General features: G+C 42.5%; 24 protein-coding genes and 1 pseudogene. 22 read left to right on the top strand and 3 right to left on the bottom strand.

What is annotated here, in order from left to right:
* Positions 1 to 315: 315 nt before the first annotated feature.
* The 4 genes from ACHBHN_RS07315 (at position 316) to ACHBHN_RS07300 (ending at position 4,293) form a co-directional block, all read left to right on the top strand.
* A complete protein-coding gene (locus ACHBHN_RS07315) occupies positions 316 to 1,218 on the top strand; it encodes a DUF6574 domain-containing protein (RefSeq protein ID WP_394733862.1) in 903 nt (300 codons plus the stop codon).
* An 18-nt stretch (positions 1,219 to 1,236) separates the two neighbouring features.
* A complete protein-coding gene (locus tag ACHBHN_RS07310; protein WP_174852792.1) occupies positions 1,237 to 2,823 on the top strand; it encodes a hypothetical protein in 1,587 nt (528 codons plus the stop codon).
* 11 nt (positions 2,824 to 2,834) lie between these two features.
* Positions 2,835 to 3,614, top strand: a complete 780-nt coding sequence (gene ldcB / locus ACHBHN_RS07305; protein ID WP_394733861.1) for an LD-carboxypeptidase LdcB/DacB — start codon at positions 2,835 to 2,837, stop codon at positions 3,612 to 3,614.
* 229 nt (positions 3,615 to 3,843) lie between these two features.
* Positions 3,844 to 4,293 carry a VOC family protein gene (locus tag ACHBHN_RS07300; protein ID WP_105137519.1) on the top strand — a complete coding sequence of 150 codons (450 nt, stop codon included), beginning with the start codon at positions 3,844 to 3,846 and terminating at the stop codon, positions 4,291 to 4,293.
* A gap of 59 nt (positions 4,294 to 4,352) precedes the next feature.
* Here ACHBHN_RS07300 and ACHBHN_RS07295 read toward each other — a convergent pair whose 3' ends face one another.
* Positions 4,353 to 5,291, bottom strand: coding sequence for a LysR family transcriptional regulator (locus ACHBHN_RS07295; RefSeq protein WP_105161299.1), 939 nt, complete (start codon positions 5,289 to 5,291; stop codon positions 4,353 to 4,355).
* Between the two features lie 383 nt (positions 5,292 to 5,674).
* On the opposite strand from ACHBHN_RS07295, the gene ACHBHN_RS07290 reads away from it, so the two are divergent.
* From ACHBHN_RS07290 to ACHBHN_RS07255, 8 genes are all read left to right on the top strand, one after another.
* Positions 5,675 to 6,832: a GntP family permease gene (locus ACHBHN_RS07290; RefSeq protein ID WP_105161300.1), complete on the top strand. Its 1,158-nt coding sequence runs from the start codon at positions 5,675 to 5,677 to the stop codon at positions 6,830 to 6,832.
* Positions 6,833 to 6,911: 79 nt separating this feature from the next.
* Positions 6,912 to 7,772: a 3-hydroxyacyl-CoA dehydrogenase family protein gene (locus ACHBHN_RS07285; protein WP_202850082.1), complete on the top strand. Its 861-nt coding sequence runs from the start codon at positions 6,912 to 6,914 to the stop codon at positions 7,770 to 7,772.
* 39 nt (positions 7,773 to 7,811) lie between these two features.
* On the top strand, positions 7,812 to 8,987 hold the full coding sequence (locus ACHBHN_RS07280) for a thiolase family protein (protein ID WP_105161301.1): 1,176 nt from the start codon (positions 7,812 to 7,814) through the stop codon (positions 8,985 to 8,987).
* Between the two features lie 21 nt (positions 8,988 to 9,008).
* Positions 9,009 to 10,316, top strand: a complete 1,308-nt coding sequence (locus tag ACHBHN_RS07275; protein ID WP_394733860.1) for a hypothetical protein — start codon at positions 9,009 to 9,011, stop codon at positions 10,314 to 10,316.
* 102 nt (positions 10,317 to 10,418) lie between these two features.
* Positions 10,419 to 11,645, top strand: coding sequence for a CaiB/BaiF CoA transferase family protein (locus ACHBHN_RS07270; protein WP_394733859.1), 1,227 nt, complete (start codon positions 10,419 to 10,421; stop codon positions 11,643 to 11,645).
* 13 nt (positions 11,646 to 11,658) lie between these two features.
* On the top strand, positions 11,659 to 12,444 hold the full coding sequence (locus ACHBHN_RS07265; protein ID WP_105110830.1) for an enoyl-CoA hydratase/isomerase family protein: 786 nt from the start codon (positions 11,659 to 11,661) through the stop codon (positions 12,442 to 12,444).
* 14 nt (positions 12,445 to 12,458) lie between these two features.
* A complete protein-coding gene (locus tag ACHBHN_RS07260; protein ID WP_105161304.1) occupies positions 12,459 to 13,664 on the top strand; it encodes an acyl-CoA dehydrogenase family protein in 1,206 nt (401 codons plus the stop codon).
* 161 nt (positions 13,665 to 13,825) lie between these two features.
* Positions 13,826 to 14,614, top strand: coding sequence for an enoyl-CoA hydratase/isomerase family protein (locus ACHBHN_RS07255; protein WP_105110832.1), 789 nt, complete (start codon positions 13,826 to 13,828; stop codon positions 14,612 to 14,614).
* A gap of 48 nt (positions 14,615 to 14,662) precedes the next feature.
* Here the strand turns inward: ACHBHN_RS07255 and ACHBHN_RS07250 are convergent, their stop codons facing one another.
* Together ACHBHN_RS07250 and ACHBHN_RS07245 are read right to left on the bottom strand one after the other, a co-directional pair.
* On the bottom strand, positions 14,663 to 16,267 hold the full coding sequence (locus ACHBHN_RS07250; protein ID WP_394733858.1) for a permease: 1,605 nt from the start codon (positions 16,265 to 16,267) through the stop codon (positions 14,663 to 14,665).
* Complete coding sequence (locus ACHBHN_RS07245; protein ID WP_174852789.1) at positions 16,264 to 17,007, bottom strand: ABC transporter ATP-binding protein; 744 nt, start codon at positions 17,005 to 17,007, stop codon at positions 16,264 to 16,266. The genes ACHBHN_RS07250 and ACHBHN_RS07245 overlap by 4 nt, the downstream gene beginning before the upstream one ends.
* A gap of 143 nt (positions 17,008 to 17,150) precedes the next feature.
* Here ACHBHN_RS07245 and uvrC point away from each other — a divergent pair, with 143 nt between their 5' ends.
* The 10 genes and pseudogenes from uvrC (at position 17,151) to tnpA (ending at position 26,134) form a co-directional block, all read left to right on the top strand.
* Positions 17,151 to 18,929 (top strand): excinuclease ABC subunit UvrC, encoded by a 1,779-nt coding sequence (gene uvrC, locus ACHBHN_RS07240; protein ID WP_174852788.1) that lies wholly within the window; start codon positions 17,151 to 17,153, stop codon positions 18,927 to 18,929.
* A 55-nt stretch (positions 18,930 to 18,984) separates the two neighbouring features.
* Complete coding sequence (locus ACHBHN_RS07235) at positions 18,985 to 19,113, top strand: DUF4044 domain-containing protein (RefSeq protein ID WP_105137515.1); 129 nt, start codon at positions 18,985 to 18,987, stop codon at positions 19,111 to 19,113.
* Between the two features lie 44 nt (positions 19,114 to 19,157).
* Positions 19,158 to 20,471, top strand: a complete 1,314-nt coding sequence (obgE, locus tag ACHBHN_RS07230; RefSeq protein ID WP_394733857.1) for a GTPase ObgE — start codon at positions 19,158 to 19,160, stop codon at positions 20,469 to 20,471.
* Between the two features lie 142 nt (positions 20,472 to 20,613).
* Positions 20,614 to 20,778 carry a hypothetical protein gene (locus ACHBHN_RS07225; RefSeq protein WP_105101249.1) on the top strand — a complete coding sequence of 55 codons (165 nt, stop codon included), beginning with the start codon at positions 20,614 to 20,616 and terminating at the stop codon, positions 20,776 to 20,778.
* 177 nt (positions 20,779 to 20,955) lie between these two features.
* Entirely contained in the window at positions 20,956 to 21,105 is a 150-nt protein-coding gene (locus ACHBHN_RS07220; protein WP_161497988.1) for a hypothetical protein, read from the top strand.
* A 438-nt stretch (positions 21,106 to 21,543) separates the two neighbouring features.
* Positions 21,544 to 22,503, top strand: a complete 960-nt coding sequence (locus ACHBHN_RS07215) for an ABC transporter substrate-binding protein (RefSeq protein WP_394733856.1) — start codon at positions 21,544 to 21,546, stop codon at positions 22,501 to 22,503.
* A 25-nt stretch (positions 22,504 to 22,528) separates the two neighbouring features.
* The gene (locus ACHBHN_RS07210) at positions 22,529 to 23,503 is read left to right on the top strand and encodes an ABC transporter substrate binding protein (protein ID WP_394733855.1); all 975 of its coding nucleotides are present in this window, start codon (positions 22,529 to 22,531) and stop codon (positions 23,501 to 23,503) included.
* A 238-nt stretch (positions 23,504 to 23,741) separates the two neighbouring features.
* Positions 23,742 to 24,635 (top strand): ABC transporter permease, encoded by an 894-nt coding sequence (locus ACHBHN_RS07205; RefSeq protein WP_105137512.1) that lies wholly within the window; start codon positions 23,742 to 23,744, stop codon positions 24,633 to 24,635.
* A 9-nt stretch (positions 24,636 to 24,644) separates the two neighbouring features.
* On the top strand, positions 24,645 to 25,445 hold the full coding sequence (locus tag ACHBHN_RS07200) for an ABC transporter ATP-binding protein (protein WP_105137511.1): 801 nt from the start codon (positions 24,645 to 24,647) through the stop codon (positions 25,443 to 25,445).
* A 196-nt stretch (positions 25,446 to 25,641) separates the two neighbouring features.
* Positions 25,642 to 26,134, top strand: a pseudogene (gene tnpA, locus ACHBHN_RS07195) (IS200/IS605 family transposase).
* Positions 26,135 to 26,339: the final 205 nt, after the last annotated feature.

Genomic DNA, 26,339 nt, shown 5'->3' with positions numbered 1-26,339 from the left:
AGAACAGACAGCTGAACCAGTTGAAACAGCTGTTTTTTGGCTAGGTTGGGGTGGCTAACTTCATTATAGAACTTTCGATTTTTTCAAATCTTAAAATTCTTGTAACAATCTTGTATAAATAGTTTTAAAAATGCAATAAATATGCTATACTAAACTAGTGTATTCTGCACAATCTATCAAAACAAAAGGAGAAACAATATGAAAAAGATTGATTGGATTGAATATTTTGAAGCTATCAATGGTCGTTCGTCAGAAGCTCATGAGATTGAAGCTGCTCTTGCCGCTGGAGAATTTTAAGAGGATGGCCATCAAAATATACCTACAGAAGAAGTTGTTCAAGAAGAAAAAGTTGATGCAGAGTCCACTGTAGAGTCTGTTTCAGCTCCAGTAGACATTCCTTCCCAGCAACCAGTTCAGGAACCAGCTCAAGCCTTCGCTCAGCAAACCAATGCTCAAGCGCAACAAGTACAGCCACAGCCAACGGTACAGCAGGTAAATCCGCAGGCCTTACAACAAGCGCCAGCTGCACCATCAGCATTCGGTCTCTTCTTCAAGCAGTTTAGAGAGTGGATTGTGTCTGCTTGGAAGAAACCAACTTCAATTGCCAGCCATACCCACAAATACAACGGTTTGACCTCTCTCTTGCTCATCGCCTTTTTCGCAGCCCTGACTATTTATTTCCCAATGGTTAAGACGGCAAACAGTGTCAATAGCTTTACAAATAGTCTGACTTCAGAACTCGGTGGTCTGTTTGAGGGCGCTAATGGCTACGATGCTTATGGTTCTTCCGCATCTGCAGTAAGTGTTGGACTGGATATCTTGTTTAAGACCTTTATCGGAATTGCTCTGATTATTTTTTCAATTGTCCTGGCAGGATTTGTGGTGAAACGTTTTATCTACAAAGAACAGCAATATACATTTGCCTACACTCTTGAATATTATGGTCGTTTGTTTGCGGTAAACGTATTGCTTTATGCAATTGCGGCCTTGTCAGCTGTTTTGGGAATTTTCTCTCTGGTTGGTGTTGCGACCTCTTTAGCCCTCTTTGCTGTGGGTTCAGCCAGCGTCTATGCCCTTGCTAACTTTACTAATTCATCACAGTTGGACTCCTTGTATCGCTACTTTATTGCTATTTTGGTAAATGGTCTGATTATCTTTGTATCAGGAATTATTGCAGCCTCTATCGTAGGACAAATGTTCTGGTCAAGCCTCTTTTAATCAAATAGGAGTTGAAATATGGCAACGAAAGAAAAATGGATCGATTTATTTGAAAAGGTTATTGGTAGAAAGCCAACCCCTGCTGAATTTGTTAAGGCCAAGGAAGTTGACTTTGACTTAAAGCAAATCAAGGCCATAGCAGGATTGGACAGCGACCAACAAGTAGCTGCAGAAAATGTGGCTGAGACTAGTGCAGAGACTGTGGCAGAAGCAGTTCAAGCAACCCAGCCTGTACAGCCAGTAGCGGAAGCAGTACCTGTAGCGCCAGCCCAGCCTGTTCAAGAGGTGGAGCAGGTCCTTGTGGAGCAACCTGTCTTTACCACTTATCAAACCAAGCCACAGAGCAAGAAAAAGAAGATTCTCTTTGGCTTGGGTGCGGTGGCCCTACTTGCACTCGGCGCGGGCTACTACTATATGGATTCTGTGACTGGAATGGACATCGCTGTTGATGAATTCCAAACAGCAGTTGACAGCAATGATTACGACCAGATTGCGACCCTCCTATCTTCTAATGATGACAAGTGGACCAAGTCAGAGGCTAAGGATTTTATCCAATATTTGAACTCTGAAGGCGTCGATATCAAGAGTGAGCTAGATGCCATTGAAGCATCTGGCGGAAAAAATACTTTTTACGACCAACGTGGAAATAAGTTGCTCGGATTACGTGAAAAAGGACGTAAATTGGGTCTTTTTCCAGAATACCAAGTGACCAGTTATCCGGTTGAAATTCTTGTCAACAGTGACCTGTCTGAATTATCTATTGATGACCAAAAGATTGAAGCCAACAAAGAAACATCTTTGGGTGAACATCATTTTGCCAATAAAGAATTCAAGGCTAAGGGCAAAACCAAATCTGGAGACTTTGAAACCAGCTTGCAGCCGAATCTCAGTCAAGCTGAAGAAAACAGGATTGTCATGACCCTATCGCCTGTTCAGAAAACGCTCAACCTACACCTGCCGGTCGATAACGGCTCTATCAAGGACATCAAGGTCTTCTCTGGTGATAAGGAAATTGCCAAATCACTGTCAGAAAGCGTTGAAGTTCTAGACAATCAACATCTTGATTTGAAGGTTAGCTTTAATTTTGAGGGCGCAACATTTACAACGGAATCTACCAAGGTTCTGGTCGATCCAGCAGTTGGCGAAATTTATGCGGATTTGACCATGTCTTCTGAGGAAAGCAAGAAGTTGATGGACGCTCAAAAAGCTAAGGAAAGCAAGGAAGCTCAGGCCAAAGAGGAGCAGGAAACCAAGGAAAAAATCCAGACCTTCATGAATGACTATATCGAGTCAATGCGGTCTTCTATTACCCACCGTACCGTTCAGTTTGACAGATATTTCGATACTTCAAGTGAGGTCTATCGTATATATGTAAACTATATTGAGGGTGGCGGTGTTGCCAGAGCCAATATCGATTACCAAACGACGATTGATTATACTGTGACGGATGTCAAGAAAGATGGAGACAACTACGTCGTGACCGTTCATAATCAATTTAGAGAAGTTTATCTCAATGGTAAATCGAGTACTTTGACGAAAAAACAAGTCTTTAATCTGAGACAAAACGGTGATTCCTTCTTGATTTATGGAGTAAGTGAAACGTGAGGCAAATAATGATGAATAAAAAAAGCTTGAGTTTTCTCTTGCTCTCCGCTCTGCTCTTAACAGCATGCGGCCAATCAGAAAGCAAGGTAGAATCAAGTAAATCAAATGACACCAGTCATTCAAGCAAGACAGCGCAAACCAAGACTGAAGTGTCATCAGAAACCAGCGAAACTGCTGAAGGGTCAGAAAACAGTAGCGATATTAGTTCGTCGTCTGAACAGGCCGAGGAGACCATTGCTACAGATGCAAACTACAACGGCTCTTATTACAGTGTCCAAGGGAAATACGGACCAGTTGTCATTGCCAATAAAAAGCATCCTCTGGCAGCTTCCTACGCTCCAGGTGAGGACCCGCAAGCTTTGGCAGCCTTCCAGAGCCTTATTGCAGACATGCAGGCACAAGGATTCGCTGTATCGCATTCCTATAGTGGTTTCCGTTCTTACGAGACCCAGGCTGGGCTCTATCAGTCCTATGTCAATCGTGATGGTCAGGTTGCTGCCGATACCTATTCAGCCCGTCCAGGCTATAGTGAGCATCAGACAGGCTTAGCATTTGACCTCATGGACAGCGCTGGCAATCTCTTAGAAGAGCCGACCGCAGCCAACTGGGTAGCTAAAAACGCCCACAACTATGGCTTTATCGTTCGGTATCAGCCTGGAAAAGAAGCCATCACAGGCTACATGGCTGAAGCCTGGCACCTGCGTTATATTGGCCAAGAAGCGACTGACATTTACAATTCTGGCCTGACCCTGGAAGAGTATTTCGGCGTTGCTGGCGGCGGTTATCAATAATAGAAAAAAGTACTTGACCATACAAATCAGATGTGATATGATGGTTTATCTTATAAAGTCGTTTAGTATACTTTTAGTACTTGCTTCAACAGTCTGGGAGACTGTTGAAGGGTATAATGATACAGCAGATGTATTCTGCGTCAATAGTCGCAGGCATAACTGAAGTTAGGCAAGACGAGTTAACGAAGTAATAAAAGATAAACCATATGACGATAATTGGAGGAACATAATGTTTAAAGCAATGGAAGTATATTTGGTAACCAATGGTAACGGATTGGAAGCCATCGAATTTTACAAAAACGCCCTCGGTGCAACAGTTGAGCAAGTAAATTTGTTCAAGGATTTCTTGCCGGATTGTCCAGCTGAATTGGAAAATCATGTGATGAATGCACAATTCCGCTTGCCAAACGGTCAACGTTTTATGCTTTCTGATAACAACCCAGAAATGCCTTACTCAGTAGGCGACAACATCACCGTTGCCCTTATCACTGATGATGCTGAAACAGCTAAGGATTTCTACGACAAATTGTCAGTAGATGCTAAAGCCATCAACATGGAGTTGCAGGCAGTGCCATGGTCACCAGCCTACGGAAATGTTACGGACAAATTCGGCATCACGTGGCAATTCAACGCAGAAGTTGAAGGCTATGGGGCGGAATACTACGCAGAAGAAAACTAAACACACAAAAAGTTCGGAGCAAATGTTCCGAATTTTTTTGGTTTATATATTATCAATAACTAGCGATTAACCATAACTGGTTGAGTATAATGTTCATGTAGAGTCCTGCCAGCTTGCTCAATAAACTCATCAAGGTAGGACGGTGATTGGATAGTTGGGTTTCGATAAAAGACAAATTCAATAGTGAAGGATGGCTCAGCAATTTCATAAATGCTGCATTTGTTAAAGTTACTAGGTATAGTTACAACCTTTGGTAGAAATATATTCCCAATTCCTTTTTTGACCATGCCAATTGCAGTGTACGTATTTGAGGTTTCATGGATACAATTGATTGATATATTTTCTTGAAAATACGCAGTATCAATAATTTTTCTAAAAACATAATGTTCATTCAATAATATGACAGGCAAGTTATGAAGTTGTTTCATATCCAATGAATTTTTTAGTAGCTCGCGCTGTCTAGTTGGTTGGAAGAGAGAGGATGATTCGGAAGCGATGAGACACATGCTGGAGTCAAAAACGTGGATTGTTTCAAAGTTGCTGTCCTCATTTCCGATACCAAATAGGAGGTCTAAATCGCCTTCATTTAGCATATTTAGAAGGACTTTTGAAGTATTTTCAACGAATTTAAATTCTACCTTGTCCATTGTATTTGTAACGATAGGATAAATAGCTGGTAGAAAAATAGGAGATAACATGGGGTTGATGCCGATACGCAACAGTCCCTTTTTTTCTTTGGCAATAGAGGATAATTGATCCAACATAACGCTGTGAAGTACGTCCACTTTTTCTAAGAAGGCTAAATAAATTTCACCAGCCTGAGTTAATTTCATTTCACGATAGCGGCGTTCAAATAGTTTAGCTCCTAACTCCTCTTCAATTTCTTTTAATATTCTCGAAATATAGGGCTGTGTTACATAGAGTGATTCGGCAGCAGCAGTGATACTTCCTAAGGAAATGATGGATTCAATGATACTTTTTTTAGAAATACTCGACATTTATATACCTCCATTTTTGTAATTGTTTTAAAATATATTAACATTTTACCATAATGATTTTGTTATGGAAAGCATTCTGTTTTGGCATTTCACAAAGTTACTATATCGTATTATAATTTGTCTATAAAGTAAATGAAGCGCTTCCAAAAAAATAAGAATTCACAAACTAACAATTATAGAAACGTATAAACTTATTTTTTAGAACATGGAGGAAATCAATGGATCCTGGACTTATTAGTCTGATAGGGGTTCTCCTATCGTTAAGTCTTCTTATTTACCTTGCTTATAAGGGCTTTCCAATACTTTTTCTAAGTATTATCAGTATGTTGCCGATGATTCTTTTATCTGGCGGAAATATAAACGAGCTGATACAGGAAAATTATATGACTGGCTTTGCAAATTTTGCTCAGCGAAACTGGCTCATTTTCTTCTTCTCAGCAGTATTCGGTCAGATGATGGGAGATTCTGGAGCAGCAAAAGTGATTGCTTATACATTTGCAGGATTTGCTCGGAAATTTCCAGGTAAGGAGCAACTAGTTGCAATTTTGACCCTGATTTTTATTTCATCGACCTTATCATATGGTGGCATCTCGGTCTATGTCTTGGTCTTTACAATGGTGGCTATTTCTAAGGAAATATTTCAAGAGCTAGATATCCCTTGGCACATGTACACTTGTAATGGATTAGCTGCTGGAGTTATTACTATGTCGATGATACCTGGAACACCCTCGATTCAAAATATTATGCCTACGGAGTATCTGGGGACTACGACGATGGCCGCCCCTATACTTGGCTTAATTCTTGCCGTCTTGGCTTTGATAATGGGTGTCGGCTATATCGAATTTCGTTTGAGGCAGGCTCAAAAAAGGGGAGAAGGATTTTATAAGACTGGTTATAGGATTGCAGAGTCAGATATCAAAACTGAGACAGATATTCCTAATATTCCATTATGGCTTTGTTTCTTGCCTTCGATTGTCTTGTTCCTTTTTATGAATATCTTGAAATTCTCGCCACCTATTAGTCTACTCATTACTATTACAGTGACTTACCTGCTGTTCTACAAGCACTTGAAAGGAATTTTTGCTACTATTCAAAAAGCGACCACAAACACTTTGAATGCAGTAGGAGCTACTTGTTCAGTGGTTGGTTTTGGTACAGTGGTGGCGGCTCTACCGGCCTTTCAGTACATCATTTCCGGTCTGGATAAGATTCCTGGTCCGCCTGTAGTCCAGTTGGTCATTGCAGTTAACATTGCTTCCGCAATTACCGGATCATCAGCAGGTGGATTGGGAGTTGGCTTGCAGGTCTTTGGTCAGCGCTTTCTTGATCAGGGAATTCCGGCTCCGGTCATTCATCGCCTAGCAGTTGTCTCTGCTGGTGGCCTAGATTCTTTACCGCATAACGGAGTTGTTATCAATTCCTTAGCTGTTATGCGCTTGACTCACAAGGAATCTTATCTAAATACCTTTGTAACATCAGTTGTGATTCCAATTATTTGTGCCTTTGTTGGTGCAATACTTTATCAAATGGGTATATGGTAACTTTTACCAAATTATTTAGACATTCAGAGAAACTTGAAGGGTGTGAAAATACCTTCCAATCTTTAGGAGGAAAATAAAAATGAGTGAAATTAAACGTGTTGCTGTCATCGGTTCAGGCTTAATGGGGCGTCAAATTGCCCTGAATTCAGCCCTCTATGGCTATACAGTCTTTTTGAATGATAAGAATGAAGAAGCTTTAGAAAAAGCAAAAGAGTGGACAGTCGATTATCTTAATGGACGCATTGCCAAAGGGAAGTTAACCCAAGAGCATATCGATGATGTCAATAAGGTTTTATTCTTTGAACCAGATATAAAATTAGCAGTAGAGGATGTAGATTTAGTCATTGAAGCCATTATTGAGGATCGCCAGATTAAGTTTGATTTCTTCAAAGAAGTGACTGAATTGGTAAAACCAGGTACTATTCTTGCTACAAACTCTAGTTTCATGGTGTCTTCCTTGTTCAAAGATGCTGTTAGAGAACCAGAATTGTTGGCTAATTTCCATTACTTTAATCCAGCTTTGGTAATGAAATTGGTTGAAGTAGTCAAAGGCGAACACACTTCTATGGAAACTGTTGAACGATTAATGGATTTTGCCCGCAATACTGGTAAGGACCCTGTCTTTGTTATGAAAGAAAATGATGGATTCTTAGCGAACTCAGTACTCCGTGCTGTTTCTCGTAAAGCCATGGAACTCTATGATGAAGGCATCGCATCATATCAAGATATTGATACAGCTGTCGAAAAAGGTCTCAATTATCCGATGGGCCCATTCCGCCTGATGGACTTGACCGGTATTGACCTAGCCTATCTAGCTGCCAAACGTCAGCAAGATGAAACTGGAGAGCGTCGTCCAGGTATTGAGTTGTTGGAGAAAATGTACAATGAGAAAAAATGGGGCCGTAAAACAGGCGAAGGTTTCTATAAATATACTAAATAAAATTTAAAAAATATATTTTAAAAATGGAGGAACATATTCATGTCTCAACAAGAAGTAGTGATTGTTGCCTATGGTCGCTCAGCTGTTGCTAAAGCGGGAAAGAAGGGGTTCTTGCGCCTACAACATCCGGTTGATTTTGCCGGCAAGGTTTTGGAAGGGGTGTTAGCAAAAGTACCGAATCTTCCAAAGGAAGAAATCTATGACGTTGTTGTCGGAACAGCCAAACCAGAAGCGGAACAAGGGAACAACGTCGCTCGTCTCATTGCTCTGAGAGCTGGTTTACCGTACAGTGTATCTGCTCAAACGATTAACCGTTTCTGTTCATCAGGTCTACAATCGGTTTCTACAGCAGCAAATATGATTTGGTCCGGTGAGGCAGATGTAGTAGTAGCTGGTGGTGTGGAATCCATGTCCAAACTGCCAATGGCAGGAAATCCTGCTACCCGTGATCAATGGATTTCAGATAATGAACCTGGTCTTTATACGCCAATGGGAATTACAGCAGAAAATGTAGCAGAAAAATATGGTGTGACCCGTGAACAAATGGATGCTTTCGCTGTTGAAAGTCACCACCGTGCAGAGGCTGCTCAAAAAGCTGGTAAGTTTGTTGACGAAATTATCCCAGTGATTGGAAATGACCTAGAGGGCAATGAGTTTGAATTCAAAGATGACCAAGGTATTCGTTATGGTTCGACCATTGAAGCTTTAGGTGCTTTGAATCCTGTCTTTAAAGAAAATGGTACTGTAACAGCTGGACAGGCATCGCAAGTTTCAGACGGTGCAGGATTTGTAGTTCTTATGTCTCGTAAGCGGGCAGAGGAATTAAACATTAAACCGGTTGCCAAATTCCTTGGTTTCAATGTTGCAGGGGTAGATCCAAATATCATGGGAATTGGTCCAATAGAGGCAGTACCACGTTTGTTAAATCGCTTGGATGTCAAAGTAGACGATATTGATGTTATTGAATTGAACGAAGCCTTCGCAGCTCAAGCCCTTCCAATCATCGATACTCTGGGCTTTGATCCAGCTAAGGTCAATCCTAATGGTGGAGCAATCGCCCTTGGTCACCCACTTGGTGCAACAGGTGCTATCTTGATTTCAAAAACAATTTCAGAATTGAAACGAACAAAAGGCAAACTTGGATTGATTACCATGTGTATCGGTGGCGGAATGGGCGCTGCTGGTCTGATTGAACTAATCGAAGATGAGACCTAGTTTCTAGAAAGTGTGTGTGCTATGGAACTAATCAGTCTTATCGGAATGCTGTTTGGGATTGGATTCTTCATTTTCTTATGTGTGAAAGGATTTAATCTAGTACTATCAGCACTACTCTCCGCTTTTATCATTATTCTGACATCAGGCTTACCTATGTTGGAATTGCTCAAAACTGCCTGGGCACCAGGGTTTGCTTCCTTTATTCAAAACTTCTTTCTTATTTTTGCCGCTGGTGCCATTTTTGGTCGTTTGCTCAATGACGGTGGAGCATCAAAGTCTATCGCTATGGGCATCTACAGAGCTATCTCTAAATTGAAGAAGAATCAAAAGTTCTGGGCAGTTGCGTTTGTACCTGTTATGTATGCCATCCTATCCTATGTTGGAGTTTCAGGCTTAGTCATTGTCTATACGGTCATTGACGTATCGGCAGAACTGTTCAAGAAATTTAATATTCCTTGGAGGCTTTATACCAATGGTGGATCGGCTGTTATTGGCGCTCTCTTTATCGGTGGGTCTCTCCAATTGACCAATATTACACCCTCTCAATTTACAGGTCAGCCTATTACAGCTGGTACGGGACTTTCCCTAATCTGTGCACTAGTTTTCTATGCCTATCAAGCTTTCTTTATCGTTTATGATTTAAAAGTTGCGGAGAAGCGTGGTGAAGGATTTGATGAAACTGGTGCTAATTTCTATGCAGGACTTGGAAATAGCAGTGCGGATGAAGATTTACCTTCTGTATCGTTGTCAATTCTTCCAATTGTTGTCATGATTGCTTTGGCGGGTTTCCTTAAAGTTGATGTACTGTATTCGATTACAGCTGGCTGTATCCTTTGTGTCATTCTTTTCTTCAAGCGCTACAAAGCCTTGGATAAGACAATTACAGGAGCTCTATCGTCCGCCTACGCACCAATTTTTGGTGTCGCTGCCACGTCAGCTATAGGTTCAGTTATCAAAGTTGTTCCTGGATTTGCCTTGGTAACTGCTGGCTTGGATATCTTTTCTCCAATGACCAAGGGTGTGCTTCTAATCTCGCTAGTATCCTTTATTACAGCAACAGGAGCAGGTGCTATCAACTCTTTTGGTGCAGAGGTAAATACTATGTTTACTGAGCAAGCTGGTCTGACGGCAGCAACCTCCCATCGTCTTATGGCCATAGCGGCATCTACATCTATTTCGGCTCATTCGCCAGGTGTAAATAATGCCATGGAATTAGCAAAATTAGAATATCGCAAAGGGATTGTAGTCTACCTTAGGACAGGGCTTCTGGGTGGTGTTATCTCTATTATCGTCGCAATGATTCTTATCAAATTAGGAATATTTGTCTGATGTTAAATAACAATTGGAAAAATCTTGACATGTGATTGTGCAGGTCTGTCGATATTTCTACATTCGACAGGATAAAAAAATGTATTGAAAGGAGTACATATAATGAGTTTGAAAAAACCTTTAGAGGGTATAAAAGTCGTTGAATTAGGAACATTTATAGCCGTTCCTACGGCAACCAGATGGCTGGCTGACTGGGGTGCAGAAGTTATCAAAATTGAGGGTTTGCAAGGAGATGATTGGCGTCACATAGGTCCAGGTTTCCGAACACCAAAAGCTGATGATGAAAACCCACTTTTTACCGTTCAAAACGCAAACAAAAAACTCTTGGCTTTGAATTTGAAAACCAAGGAAGGTCTGAAAATTCTATTTGATTTGATTAAAGAAGCAGATGTTTTCATTACGAATGTTCGTTTGAAATCTCTTGAGAAAATGAACATTTCTTATGAAACAGTAAAAGCAGTCAATAAAAAGATTATTTATGCTCATTTCACAGGATATGGTTATGAAGGGCCAGCAGCAAGCAGACCAGGTTTTGATATGGCAGCCTTCTGGGCAAGAACGGGTGCAATGGTTGACTGGGGCTCAAAAGGCGACTTTCCTATTAAGCCTTTAGGCGGCTTTGGAGATTCAACGGTCGCATCTGTTATCGCCTTGGGAATCATGGGTGCTTTGTATGGAAGAACTGTTAGTGGCAAAGGAACATTCTTAACATCTTCCTTGTACGGTACAGGTATTTGGTACAATGCTACAGGTGTTGTGGCCACACAAGAGCGGTATGGCGCAGAGTATCCAAAACATAAAATGGCCCCAGGTTCCCCTACGAATCATATCTATCAATCTTCAGATGATCAGTGGGTTATCATTACCCTCGGTAATTATGAACGTCAGGCCCCTGGCTTCTACCGTTTGCTAGGATTAGATGAGTACGCAGAGCATCCAGATACAGAGACGATTGCTATCTTGCAAGCTCATCCGGATACCCTGAAGGAATTGATGGAAAAACTTTATCAAGTCTTTAGAACCAAGACAATGGCTGAATGGACTGCTTTATTTGATGAGGCAGATATTGTTTACGAAGTATTGAAACACAATGCAGATGTTTCTAAAGATGAACAAGCCTGGGCTAATAATTATCTTCGTGAAGTTACCTTTGAATCGGGAAATACAGCTATTATGCCTAATCTTCCAGTATCATTCTCAGAATATGATACCTTTGATTCTTATCAACCGACTGGTCGGATTGGTCGTGATTCAGAAGAAATACTGAAAGCTTTGGGATATTCTGACGAAGAATTCAAAGCCTTTATTGATTCAAATGTAACACTTTAGGAGGGTAAGAACTATGTCTAAACCACAATTAGAATATTTACTATTGGAAGAAAAAGGCAATACAGCTATTGTGACTATCAATCGTCCAGAGGCTATGAATGCCTTGTCTACAGAAGTTTGGAGAGAGCTAAAAGCAACTGTAGATTATCTCAATCATCAAGAAGACATTCGTGCTGTCATCTTGACAGGGGCAGGGGATAAGGCCTTTGCAGCAGGTGCAGATGTAAAAAATCTCTTGGTTAAAAAAGGGAAGGAAAATCTTTCATCCTTTGCTCGCGACTTCTTATTGGGAATGCAAAATTCACGCCTAGTCTTCATTGCAGCCATCAATGGCTATGCCTTTGGTGGAGGTTTAGAATTGTCAATGTTCTGTGATATCCGCATTGCTTCTACAACTGCCTTGCTCGGTTTGCCAGAAACTAACTTGGGACTTTTACCAGGTGCTGGTGGTACACAAAAATTGGTGCGCTTGACCAATGAATCGATTGCAAAACAGGTTATTTTGGGAGGGCGAATTCTTTCAGCCGAAGAAGGTGTGGCAAGTGGATTGATTATGCAAGTAGCTGATCCTGCAGAATTATTGACTGTAGCTGAAAAAGTAGCAAAACGGGTAACGGCTAAGGGACCAATTGCGGTTATGCTGGCTAAACGTGTCATCAACTCCGCAAATGATGTGGATATTCATTCAGGTTTGTTATTTGAAAATTTAGCTTTCTCTGTCCTACTTGATACCAATGATAAGGTTGAAGGTATCAATGCCTTTCTTGAAAAACGTAAAGCAGAATTTAAATCAGAATAAAAGGAGTAATCACTATGGCAACTAAAGAAGAACGGTTAAAAAAACTATTTCCAGAAGATGTATTGCGCATCTCAGAAGATTTGAGTGAAGGTGAACTGACAATTTTGGAAAACCTTTATGAACTCTTGGAGTCTAAATACCGTAAGGATTTGAATACCCATTGGTCGAATTGTACAGTACCAGAAGGATTTTTCGAAGATATGGGAACACTGGAATACAAATATAGTCCACTATTGTATGAAGGCCGCGAGGGTGCAGATACTCCAAGTCTCATCTTCCAATTCTTCTTCGCCTATACGATGGCCCGTTTCGACCCATCCCTTGCAACGCTAAACGGTGTTCACTCAGGGCTTGGTTTCTACTCATTCCTTTACGGTGGAGACGATGCCCAAAAAGAAAAATATATTAAGAAATTGGCCAACCATGAACTGAGAACCTGTTTTGCCCTCACAGAGCCTGACCATGGTTCTGATGTTGCTTGGGGATTGCAAACAACTGCTCGTCGCGAGGGAGACAAGTGGATTATCAATGGCGCTAAACGCTGGATTGGTGGTGCAAATGTGGCAGATGTCATTCCAGTCTATGCGCGTGATGTTGAGACTGGTAAGCCAAGAGCCTTTATTGTTCGCAGAGATCAACCAGGTGTAGAAGTTTCTGTCATCCAAAATAAAATTGCCTTGCGCATTGTACCAAACTGCGATATTACTTTGACAGATGTTGTGGTGGAAGAGAGTGAACGTCTACAAAAAATCAATTCATTCAAAGATATCGCTCGTATTCTTTATACGACTAGAGCTGGAGTATCCTTCATGGCGACGGGTGCAATTGCGGGTGCCCTAGAAGCTACCTTGAAATATGTCAATGGTCGCGCGCAATTTGGCAAGAAGTTGTCTCAATTTCAATTGACTCAACAAAAGCTAGCTAAGATGAAATCCAACCTTACGACAGCAATGGCACTTTGTGCATCGATTGTTCGCCTGCAAGAAAAAGGTGATTACAATGAAGTGGCAACCTCTATCGGTAAATTGAATAATGCTGAAATGTTGCGCGAAGCCGTTGCACTTGGTCGTTCAGCTTGCGGTGGTAATGGTATTGTAGCTGATTACGATATTGCCCGCTTCTTTGCAGATGCTGAAGCAATCTATACTTATGAAGGTACGCATGAAATGAACTCTTTGATTGTCGGACGTTCACTGACAGGCGAAGCTGCCTTCAACTAATCCTATCAATTGGATACCAAGATTATTTCTCCTTCATTTACAAAGTCTAGTTATTGGTCTACCTCTTCATCACTAACTACCATTTTTCTAAATCAATAACTAGTCGGAGGTTGGTTCTGCCAGCCTCCTGTTTATATAATATTAGGTTAGAAAGGTAAAATATGTATAAAACTATAGAATTAGACATTCATGATTCTATTGCGACAATCTCGCTGAATCGGCCGGGATTCGGTAATTCATTTGATAAAACAATGTTTGAAGAGACAATCCAAACATTTCATAATTTGGCAGACGATGAAAGAGTGAAAATCATCATCTTACGCGCAAATGGAAAAATTTTTTCCGGTGGAGGTGACATAAACAAATTTAATAAGCTACTTGAAACTCGGGAGCCGTTTGACTTGAATCACACTCTGAATCCTGGTCGACTAGTTATGGCAATCCGTAATAATCCTAAGCCTGTTATTGCTGTCGTACAAGGTTCAGCGGCTGGAGCAGGATTTGGGCTAGCGATGGCTTGTGACTACCGTATCATTGGAAAGAAAACCAAGTTAGTTCCAGCCTTTAATGGTATCGGTTTACCCGGGGATAATGGGCTATTTTATCTCTTGGGCAAACAAATAGGACCATCAAAACTATTTCAATATTTTACAACGAATCAGATTATCCGTGCAGAAGAAGCTATGGATTTAGGAATTATCACTAAATCTGTAGATGATGAGCATTTGGATAAAGAAGCACTAGATTTTGCTAACTTCCTATTGAATACGCCTCTTAAAGTCCTTTCAATTCAAAAAGATTGGCTCAATCGATTCTTCTATCCTGATTTGGAAGCTGCTCTCGAATTAGAAGCTATGCAGACCCATTTGTCTTCTAAGGAACAGGCTCTGTTTGAAGCAGTAGGAGCCTTTTTACGCAAGGAAAAACCAGATTTTACAAGGGTCAATTAAACAAGGAAAAAGAGTTTGGAACTGTTTTCCAAACTCTTTACTTTTATATCATAATTTCTTCCAGTAGACCTTATAGAGGTAATACTGCAAGCTAGCAGCTAAGACCAGAACGAGTGTGAATATTCCTGAGCTAACATAGATTGGACCGATAGTGTTCGTCAGGATTGTTGCAATCACAAAGAGAATGGTCCCCAGAATCATGGTTGCAAAAATTGAGCCTGCAATCAGCCACTGGCCAGCGCCGCGACCGAAGAGCTGATTAGAATTTTGCCAGTTAAGCATGAGGAGTCGCTGATCCCGCCAATAGAAAATCTGTCCAACTAAAATTGCTGTTACTAGGTTACCAATTGTAAAGGCGAGGGCCAAAATTGGGTTTACCTTGAGCAATGCGATTGCCAGGACTAAATAGAGCAAGGCTGGTGGCAGAAATTGGACTGCCGAGATAACCCAGAATTTCTGAATAGTAAACTGCTTAAAGTTGATAGGTAGTGTCTTGATAAAGTGATAATTTTCCTTTTCCAGCGACATGGCCACCCCAATAAAGGTTGTAGCCCCTGCAAACATACTGCCCAGAATAGCTCCAGCCAGCAGAAAAATACCGAAATAATCTACTCCGAATTGACTAAAGGAATCACCATCCATAAATTGTGAGAAACTTGGAAAGAGGGCTACACCCATGATAATTGGCTGCAGGAAGGATTGAACCAGGAGATTGCTGTCGTTAAGCGTAGCCAGGTGGTGTTTAACCAGGGCCTGCTTGAGATTGCTAGGAAGTTTGCCAGATTTTTTCCTGCTCTTATTACTGGAAATGCTATCAATGACTAGCATTTGATTGAAATAATTAGGAATAACTGTCTTGGTCGCATAATAAATCAGACCGAGCATGACCAAGATTGGAAGAGCAAAATGTAGGAGCGTAGCCAGCGACAAGGTCTTGCTGACTAGATAGTGGAAACCAACAAAGACCGGAATGGTCGGAAATTCCACAAAGCCATCTGTATCAAACGACCGTACTTGTTGGCTTTGGATGTACATCATGGCCCCAACAGAAATCAGGGACGCTCCAGTTGTCAAGATGGTTGAAATCAAGGTCTTACGAGGACTTTTTGTCAGAATAGTTCCGATAAAATGTACCATGATTAGGTTGACCACATTGACCAGGAGCCAGAGGATGGCAAAGGAAAGCAGGGCAAGTGGCAGCAGGGTCAGTCCTCCGATTTGATAATAGGTCACACCCAGTAGAGTCAGGTTGGGCATGAGAAAGGGCAGAACCATTCCTTGAGCCGACAGAACCTTGGCTACAAAAACCTCACTGGCTTTGACGGGTAGGGTCAGATAGAGTTTTGTGTCCTTGCTGTCATAGAAGACGGAGAAAAATCCTGTAAATCCATATAGGATAGCCATGACCGTAAAGATTCCCAGCTGCATGGAGAAGAAACCAACCGAGCGACTATAGTCAATTCCAAGGAAAAAGACAGTGTAGAGGACGGCAAAGCCCACTACCATAAATCCCTGTTGCCAGAGGATACTCTTGTAGGCTGAAAAGGAGGCATCCTTGCGCTTGCTTTGCTTTTTCTTGACCTGGGCCAGCAATTGCGGATTGGAGTTGAGGATATTGATTTTCACCAATTCCCAGATGACAGACTTGTTCATGCCTCCTCACCTACCTTTTCCTGCTGGCGGCCAGCCAATTCCAGGTAGATAGTTTCCAGGTCCTTATCAGGATACTGGGATTTTAATTCTTCCAGGCTACCTACGAAAATCAGACGACCCTTTCTCAGAATGCCAATGCGGTCACACAGTTGCTCAGCAACGGACAAAACGTGCGTTGAAAAGAGAACCGTATTGCCACCTCTGGCATGTTCCTTCATCATCTGTTTGAGATCAAAGGAGGCTTGCGGATCCAGTCCAGTCAAGGGCTCATCCAAAATCCAAATATCTGGATTGGGTATCAGAGCGCCGATAATAATGGTCTTCTGCCGCATACCGTGGGAGAAACTATCGATAGGCTCGTGCTGGCGGGCGGTCATGTCGAAAAGAGTTGACAGGGTCTCGATGCGCTGGTCTACGTCCTCCTTCGGCACACCATAGACCTTGCCGAGGAAGTGCCAGTATTCAAATGCTGTCAGATTGAGGAAGATATCTGGCGAGTCTGGAACGTAGGCAATCCGCTTTTTAATCTCATCCCGATGCTCAGCCAGAGTGAGATTGTCCACCAAAATATGACCTTCCGTCGCCTCAATAATGGAGGTCAGAAGACTAATGGTCGTGGTTTTTCCGGCACCGTTGTGGCCAATCAGCCCAAAAATCTCACCCGATTCAATGGTCAAATTCAAGTCATCCAAGGCAAGATTGTCACCGTAAGCCTTGGTAATGTGGTCGAATGTAATCATAAGTTCCTCCTTAATTGTTCAAATGATATATAGACTTATTATACTACTGTCTTAGGACAAAAACAAGAGTTTCTAGAGAGAAAATGTAAAAAAATCACATTTTTTCTTTATGAAATTTTGGCCAAAACTGCTATACTAGACCTATGAACGATACCATTAAACACAAGTTGGAGCTGCTGCCGGATAGTCCGGGTTGCTATCTCCATAAAAACAGATACGGAAAGATTATCTATGTGGGCAAGGCCAAAAATCTGCGCAATCGGGTTCGGTCTTATTTTCGTGGTGCCCATGATACCAAGACAGAGGCTCTCGTAGCGGAAATTGCTGACTTCGAGTTCATCGTGACCGATTCCAATATTGAGGCGCTCCTGCTGGAAATCAATCTGATACAAGAAAACAAGCCTCGCTATAATATCATGCTCAAGGATGATAAGTCCTATCCTTTCATCAAAATCACTAAGGAACGGCATCCACGCTTGATGATTACTCGTCAGATTAAGAAGGACGGAGGTCAGTATTTTGGTCCCTATCCTGATGTCGGAGCTGCCAATCAGACCCTCAAGTTGTTGGATCGACTCTATCCATTTCGCAAGTGTAAATTACCTGAAAATCAGTTCTGTCTCTATTATCATTTGGGACAATGTTTGGCGCATGGCGACAATATGCCCAGTATTGCTGACTATGATAGTATGGCCAAGGAAGTAGCCCAGTTCTTGACAGGGCATGATGATAAGATTGTCACTGATTTGCAGGAAAAGATGAAGGTGGCGGCTGGCAATCTGGAATTCGAGCGGGCTGCGGAATACCGTGATCTCCTCCAATCCATTGCCACCTTGCGGACCAAGCAACGGGTCATGGCCCATGACCTGCAAAACCGTGATGTCTTTGGTTATTATGTGGACAAGGGCTGGATGTGTGTGCAGGTATTCTTCGTTCGTCAGGGGAAACTGATTGAGCGGAATGTCAATCTCTTTCCTTACTATAATGATGCGGATGAGGATTTCTTGACCTATATAGGCCAGTTTTACAGGGACCAGCAACATTTAATACCGTCTGAGGTTTTGATACCGCAGGACATTGACCAAGAAGCAGTCGAAGCTTTGGTCGCCACAAAGGTCATCAAGCCCCAGCGTGGTGAGAAGAAGCAGCTGGTGAATTTGGCGACGAAAAATGCGCGTGTCAGTCTGGAGCAGAAATTTAATCTTTTGGAGAAAAATCTGGAGAAAACCTACGGTGCTATTGAAAATATTGGCCAGCTCTTGGGGATTCCGACGCCGGTTCGTATCGAGGCTTTTGATAACTCCAATATCATGGGAACCAGTCCCGTGTCGGCCATGGTCGTTTTTGAAAATGGGGTGCCCAATAAGAAGGAGTACCGCAAGTACAAGATTAAGACAGTTGAGGGGCCGGATGATTATGCCTCTATGCGGGAAGTCTTGCGCCGCCGTTATAGTCGCGTCCTCAGAGAAGGCTTGGTGCCACCCGATTTGATTATCATTGACGGTGGCCAGGGACAGGTCAATGTGGCCAAGGAGATTATCGAGCGTGAGTTGGGTATGACCATTCCGATTGCGGGCTTGCAGAAGAATGACAAGCACCAGACCCACGAATTGCTGTTTGGAAATCCGCTTGAAGTGGTTGAACTGCCTCGTAACTCGCAAGAATTTTTCCTCCTGCAACGCATTCAGGACGAGGTACACCGCTTTGCCATTGAGTTTCACCGTCAGGTTCGTTCGAAAAATTCTTTCTCTTCAAAATTGGATGGTATTGAGGGTTTAGGACCAAAGCGCAAGCAGGCTCTGATGAAACATTTCAAATCCATTGGCAATATCCAAGCAGCAAACATACAAGAAATCGCCGAAGCAGGTGTGCCTTATAAGGTAGCGGAGAAGGTCAAGGAGAAGTTGAACAATGAAAATTGAACGCTCTGCCATTTTATGGTAAAATAAAAGATAATGACTGTAGAAGGAGAAAGCAATGGCTTTTGGAGAAGAAAAACACAAGAAAACTTTATTTGAACGCTTTACATTATTGATTGTTATTATTATGGTGGTTGCCACGATCGCTGGTTTAATTTTCCCTGCAATCAATGCATTAATGAACTAAAAGGCGCTTTTTAGCGTCTTTTTCAGAGAAAGATTAGGTAGATTATGAGTATGTTTTTAGATACTGCCAAGATTAAGGTCAAGGCAGGTAAGGGTGGCGACGGGATGGTTGCCTTCCGTCGTGAAAAATACGTTCCCAACGGAGGTCCGTGGGGTGGTGACGGTGGTCATGGCGGTCACGTTATTTTCAAGGTAGACGAAGGCTTGCGTACCCTCATGGATTTTCGTTACAACCGCATTTTCAAGGCGGATGCCGGTGAAAAAGGTATGACCAAGGGCATGCACGGTCGTGGTGCGGAAGATTTGATTGTGCGCGTGCCACAGGGAACAACCGTTCGTGATGCGGAGACTGGCAAGGTTATCACCGACTTGGTGGAGCATGGTCAGGAGTTCGTCATTGCCCACGGTGGTCGTGGTGGCCGTGGAAATATCCGCTTTGCCACGCCGAAAAATCCTGCGCCTGAAATTGCTGAGAATGGTGAACCAGGTGAGGAACGCAATCTGGAATTAGAACTAAAAGTTCTGGCGGACGTTGGTCTGGTTGGTTTCCCATCTGTTGGGAAATCCACTCTCCTCAGTGTTATTACAGCTGCCAAGCCAAAAATTGGTGCCTACCATTTTACAACCATTGTACCGAATTTGGGAATGGTGCGAACTAAATCAGGCGAATCCTTTGCGGTTGCCGATCTGCCAGGCTTGATTGAGGGAGCTAGTCAAGGTGTCGGCCTGGGGACGCAATTCCTCCGTCATATTGAACGGACGCGTGTTATCTTGCACGTTCTGGACATGTCAGCCAGCGAAGGCCGTGATCCCTATGAGGACTATGTGGCCATTAACAATGAATTGGAAACCTACAATCTTCGTCTCATGGAACGTCCGCAGATTATTGTTGCCAATAAGATGGACATGCCAGATGCGGAAGAGAATTTGAAAGAATTCAAGAAGAAATTGGCCGCTAACTATGATGAGTTTGACGAACTGCCACAGATTTTCCCGATTTCCGGTATTGCTCATCAAGGATTGGAAAACTTGCTGGAGGCGACAGCAGAATTGCTTGAGAAAACGCCAGAATTCTTGCTGTATGAAGATTCTGATTTCCAAGAGGAAGAAGCTTACTATGGTTTCAATCCAGATGAACCTGAATTTGACATCAGCCGTGCGGATGATGCCAGCTGGATCTTGTCTGGCGATAAGCTAGAAAAACTCTTTACCATGACCAACTTTGACCGCGACGAATCTGTCATGAAATTCGCCCGTCAGTTGCGTGGAATGGGTGTTGATGAAGCCCTCCGTACGCGTGGTGCCAAGGACGGTGACACTGTCCGCATCGGCAAATTTGAATTTGAATTTGTTGATTAGTGAAAAAGTCCAGTGGACTGTTTCAGCTGGTATCCCAGAAACTGGAAGGCGACCATAAGACTGACTGTCCCGCTATTATTCAACAATCATCAACCTGAGCTTGTGTTTCAGGACTACATTTTATTCCTCAAGGAGGTATGCAATGGGTGATAAACCAATATCCTTCAAAGATAAGGATGGAAATTTTGTTTCGGCAGCCGATGTTTGGAATGCTGAAAAATTGGAAGAGCTTTTCAATAAACTCAACCCCAATCGTAAACTTCGTTTGGAACGCGAGCGATTGGCCAAGGAAACTACGGAATCATAAAATATTACCTGCCAATATCTGTTGGCAGGTTGTTTCTTACTTCTATTTTTGTAAATTTTCTTGAAAATATTCCAACATATAAAGAAAACTTATAGGATATTTTCACAGTTTCGTTTTACATTTTCTATGTCGTGTGATACTATTGGTTCATTCCAATGGAAAGTTAAGGTATAAACAATGACATCAACATTCAATCAAATCTCTGAAACTAATCGTTCAGAATTTATCCAACGTCTATTTGACACAAATATGACAAATGAAGAAGTTGCGCCTCTTTTGTCTCTGACTGAGGAAGAAGTTGCTGTTTTGCGTTTGCAAACTGCATAAGAAATATTAAAATCATACCTTACATAGCTTTTATCAATTTTATTGGAAAAAGATGATATAATGATGAAAAATTATGCAGTTCTCTATTGACAAAAGTCTTGAAAACAGGTATGATAGTTACAAAATAAACAGTGAAAGGAAACAAGCTATGCTGAAAAAGGGTCGCATGACTATGCTTGCTCATACTTATTTCTACGGCTATTTTAGATAGTGTTTGTAGACATGGTAGACATGGATGCAAACACAAAATCGTAAGGTTTGTATCTATGTGGCTGTAGTTGTTTTGACCTGTGCCCATAGATGATACATCTAAACGGCACGCAGCATTCATCTTGTTTTCTAAATGCAGTTGAATAGTGGGGACCGTTTAGAGTGATTCTAGGCGGTCTTTTTCTGGTTTGATTGCTTCATTGTATAATTATTAAAAGGAGATAAATCATGAGATTTAAAAAGTTGATTCTTAGTTCAGTGGCAGTTTTATCTGCCGTGACTCTTGCTGCTTGTAGCGCAAATGGTTCAGATGACCAGACGACAAAAGTCGGCATTATTCAATACGCAGAGCATGAGGCTTTGACCGGTGCACGTAAGGGCTTTGTGGAGGCACTTGCTGCAGCGGGTTATAAGGAAGGTGAAAACCTGACCATTGACCTGCAAAATTCGCAAGGTGACCAAGCTAACTTGCAGACCATGGTCGAGCAATTGGCTGGGAAGAATGACCTCAACTTTGCTATTGCAACACCAGCAGCTCAGGCTATGTTGAATGCTGACAGTGAGACTCCGAGCGTCTTTACAGCTGTTACAGATCCTGTTGAGGCAGGTTTGGTTGAGTCGCTTGATGCACCCGGTGGAAGTATGACGGGTTCGATTGACGCGACGGATGTAGAAGGGCAGATTGATATGTTGCTCAAGGTCGTACCGTCAGCGAAAACAGTTGGTATTTTTTATAATTCAAGCGAAGTGAATTCAGAAGTACAGGCTAAGCAAGCTAAGAAAGCTTTGGAGGCCAAGGGGGTTAAGGTTGAAGTCGCAACTGTTACGACAACCAATGATGTGCAACAGGCTATTACTTCATTAGCTGGTAAGGTCGATGCCATTTACCTGCCGACGGATAATACTGTAGCGTCAACTGCGTCAACTATTGGTGAGGTGCTCAAGGTGGCAAAAGTTCCGTCTATCGGAAGTGATGCTGCTTACTTGGAAGGGGTTCTCTTCACTTACGGTGTGGATTACCATGCAATCGGTGTTCAGGCAGGTGAATTGGCTGCCAAAATCTTGGACGGAGAAAAACCGGCTGATTTGCCTGTTCAAAAACCACAAACTGCAGCTATCGCTATCAACGAAGAAATGGCTGTAGCAGTAGGGATTGACCCAGAAACCATTAAAGCATTAGAAAAGTAAAAACGTGTAAGGTAGGGAAGAGAGAATGAAATTAGTAAAAAAATTGACAAGTATAACCTTGGTGGGTGCAGGCTTGTTGGCTTTGGCAGCTTGTTCATCTGGCTCGGAGGAAAAATCGACAGAAGGTGCCGTTAAGGTTGGTGTCCTTCAGTACATGGAACATGAATCTTTGACGGCGGCACGCGAAGGATTTGTGGCAGAACTGGCTGATAATGGCTACAAAGAGGGTGACAAATTGGTCTTGGATTACCAAAATGCTCAGGGTGATCAGGCCAACTTGCAAACTATTTCAGAGCAATTGATTGACGGTAATGACCTTGTCTTGGCCATTGCAACACCGGCAGCGCAAAGTTTGGCAACGGTATCGACTGAAACACCGATTTTATTTACCGCGGTGACGGATCCGATTTCAGCAGACTTGGTGGAAAGCCTTGAAAAGCCGGGTGGCTTGTTGACAGGTACTTCTGATCAGGCTCCAATTGATAAACAGGTTGAATTGTTGGGCCAAGCAGTTCCCGATGCTAAAACAGTCGGCATTCTGTACACGACGAGCGAACGCAATTCGGAAGTCCAAGTAGAACAAGCTGAGAAATTGCTCAAGGAGGCTGGCTACAAGGTTGTACTGAAAGGAATTACCAGCTCCAACGAAGTACAAGATGCGACAACGAGCTTGATGAAGGATGTGGATGCTGTATTTGTGCCAACGGACAATACTGTTGCTGCGACCATGTCTATGATTGGTGAATTGTCAGCTGAGCACAAGGTTCCAGTTATCGGTGGTTCAACAGACATGGTTGACCAAGGTGGTCTTTTGACATACGGTACCAACTATGAGGCGCTTGGACGTCAGACAGCCAAAATGGCCATTAAGATTATCGAAGGCGAGAAAGAAGTTACCGAGATTCCTGTAGAATATCCAGAAGCGGTCAATCTTCATGTCAATGAAGAAATGGCGCAAAAACTGGGAATTGACACCTCAAAACTATCCGTTTCTGAGTAAAAAATGGGAGCATGACAGGACCTAGCATCGCTAGTCCGTTGTCATGCCCCCGCACAGTTGATTAGGGCAGGTTCGGAGCGCAAATCGCCTGTTGTTATGGCTTGCTAAGCAATCCTTATCTCCAACCTTTCACAGTTCCCCAAACTGTGAAAGCCAATCAACCACTGCGCTGAGATGTTGTATGAATAGCAGTGGATGCTCAGCGCTTATTTAACATGAAACTTTTAAGGAGAAAATTGTGGATATAATTTTATCAAGTATATCGCAAGGGCTACTGTGGTCCATTATGGCGATAGGTGTTTACTTGACGTTTAGAATTTTAGATATTGCTGATTTGACGGCAGAAGGTGCCTATCCTCTGGGTGCTGCAGTTTGTGCGACAGGGATTGTCAATGGGCTAAATCCTCTTGTATCGACCTTCCTTGCCTTGTTTGCAGGTATGATTGCAGGCTTGGTTTCTGGACTCTTGCATACTAAAATGAAAATTCCAGCCCTGTTGACAGGTATCGTGACCTTGACAGGTTTGTATTCGATTAACCTGAAAATCCTCGGCAAAGCCAACGTTGCTCTCTTGAAACAAGTGACCTTGGTGACGCAATTGCAGGACTTAGGCTTGTCTAAGATAAATGCGGTTCTCTTGATTGGTGCGGTCTTTGTTATGGCAGTCATTCTGCTGTTGACGCTCTTGTTCAACACGCAAATTGGTCTGGCCATTCGTTCGACAGGGGACAATATTCCCATGAGTGAAGCCAACGGTATCAATGTGGACAAGATGAAGATTTACGGATACATGTTGTCCAATGGTCTGATAGCACTCTGTGGTGCGCTTTTGACCCAAAACAATGGCTATGCGGATTTGAACTCTGGAACAGGAACCATTGTTATCGGATTGGCATCGGTGATTATCGCAGAAGTTGTTTTGCGGAACTTGCGTTTGGGATGGCGTCTGGCATCTGTGGCTCTGGGTTCGGTTATCTATCGCTTGATTATCCTTGCGATTTTGGAAATTCCGGGCATGGATGCGGACCTTGTCAAACTCTTCTCAGCGATTTTGTTGGCAGTTGTCCTGTATGTGCCAGAATTGCAGAAGAAGCTCAATATTCGCCGTCCAAAATTAAACGGAACTGCATAGGAGGTTCAGATGAGTACAATTTTATCAATAGAAAATATTCATAAGACCTTCGAGGCGGGTACAGTCAATGAGAACCATGTTCTGCGTGGTCTGTCTCTTGATGTTCAAGAAGGTGATTTTATTTCCATTATCGGTGGTAATGGAGCAGGGAAGTCAACGTTCATGAATTCACTTGCTGGTGCTTTGACGGTGGATTCTGGCGACATTTTGCTGGAAGGCAAGTCCATTAAGCATGTGCCAGCAGCTAAGCGTTCAAAAGACATTAGTCGTGTTTTCCAAGATCCGAAAATGGGAACTGCTTCTCGTTTGACCATTGAGGAAAATATGGCCATTGCCTACCGTCGTGGATTGTCTCGTGGCCTGGGTTGGGGTGTCAAAGAAAGTGAACGCGCTATCTTTAAAGAAGCTCTCAAAGAACTTGGTCTTGGACTTGAAAATCGGATGAAGGTCGACACGCAATTCCTATCGGGTGGTCAACGTCAAGCCTTGACACTCATGATGGCATCGCTGGTTAAGCCCAAAGTCCTACTTTTGGATGAGCATACGGCGGCCCTCGATCCTAAGACCAGTGATATGGTGATGGACTTGACCAAGAAAATTGTTGAAGGTCAAAAATTGACAGCCCTCATGATTACCCACAATATGGAAAATGCCATCCAGTACGGAAATCGTCTGGTCATGCTCCATCGGGGACAGATTGTTGTCGATGTCCAAGGTGAGGAGAAGAAGACCCTGACCGTGCAGCACCTCATGGACCTCTTCTATAAAAACAGCGGTGAAAAGATTGCTGACGACGAAATGATTTTGTAAAGACAGAAAAATGAGGTTGGGCATAAAGTCCAACCTCATTTTTCTGATTATATGACTTTTAGTCCGTCACGCTCCGTAAGGTACGTGACAAATAAACCACCCGCTATGCGGGTGCGCGACGAAGGTTATACCAAAAAACTCCAAACGCGATACAATAAAGGTGTTCAAGCCTATTGTAAAGCGAAAGGAGAAAAATATGGCGCAGAAGGCACATAGTTTATCACATACAAAGTGGCTATGTTCTACCACATTGTCTTCACCCCTAAGTATAGACGAAAAATTATCTACAATCAATATCGAAGTAGTCTTGGAGAGATATTTCGACGATTGTGTAGTTATAAAGGTGTTGAAATTATCGAAGGTCATCTGATGCCAGACCATGTTCATATGCTTGTCTTGATACCCCCAAAACTTGCAATTTCCGATTTTATGGGATATTTGAAAAGTAAAAGTGCTCTAATGGTATTTGATAAACACGCTAATTTGAAATATAAGTACGGGAATCGTAAGTTTTGGGCTAGAGGCTACTATGTTAGTACGGTTGGGCTGAACGAAAAGACAGTTGCGAAATACATTCGCGAGCAAACAACTAATCTGGGAGATTAGTTGTTCAATGACATTGCACTTGATTCTTGAGTGTCAAAGAGTATGAAGCTCCATTTTCAGATGGCAGTTTTAGAACAAGATAAAAGCCCGTTGTTACGGGCATTAGTCAAGTAATTATAGCACTAACCTGAACGAAGTTCAGCGAACGTCTTTAGACGTCGCTGGAGAGAAACAGCTTATAGCCGGTGTACAAGCCACCCGTTCTCACGGGTGGTTATGACTTTTTATAAATGTGAATAAATATCAAAATATTAATAATTGAAAATAAATAATCGTAGTGATATAATT

This window comes from Streptococcus sp. A22, assembly GCF_043674215.1.
Taxonomy (GTDB): Bacteria; Bacillota; Bacilli; order Lactobacillales; family Streptococcaceae; genus Streptococcus; species Streptococcus suis_V.
This window is presented reverse-complemented; position numbering and strand designations above follow the sequence as displayed.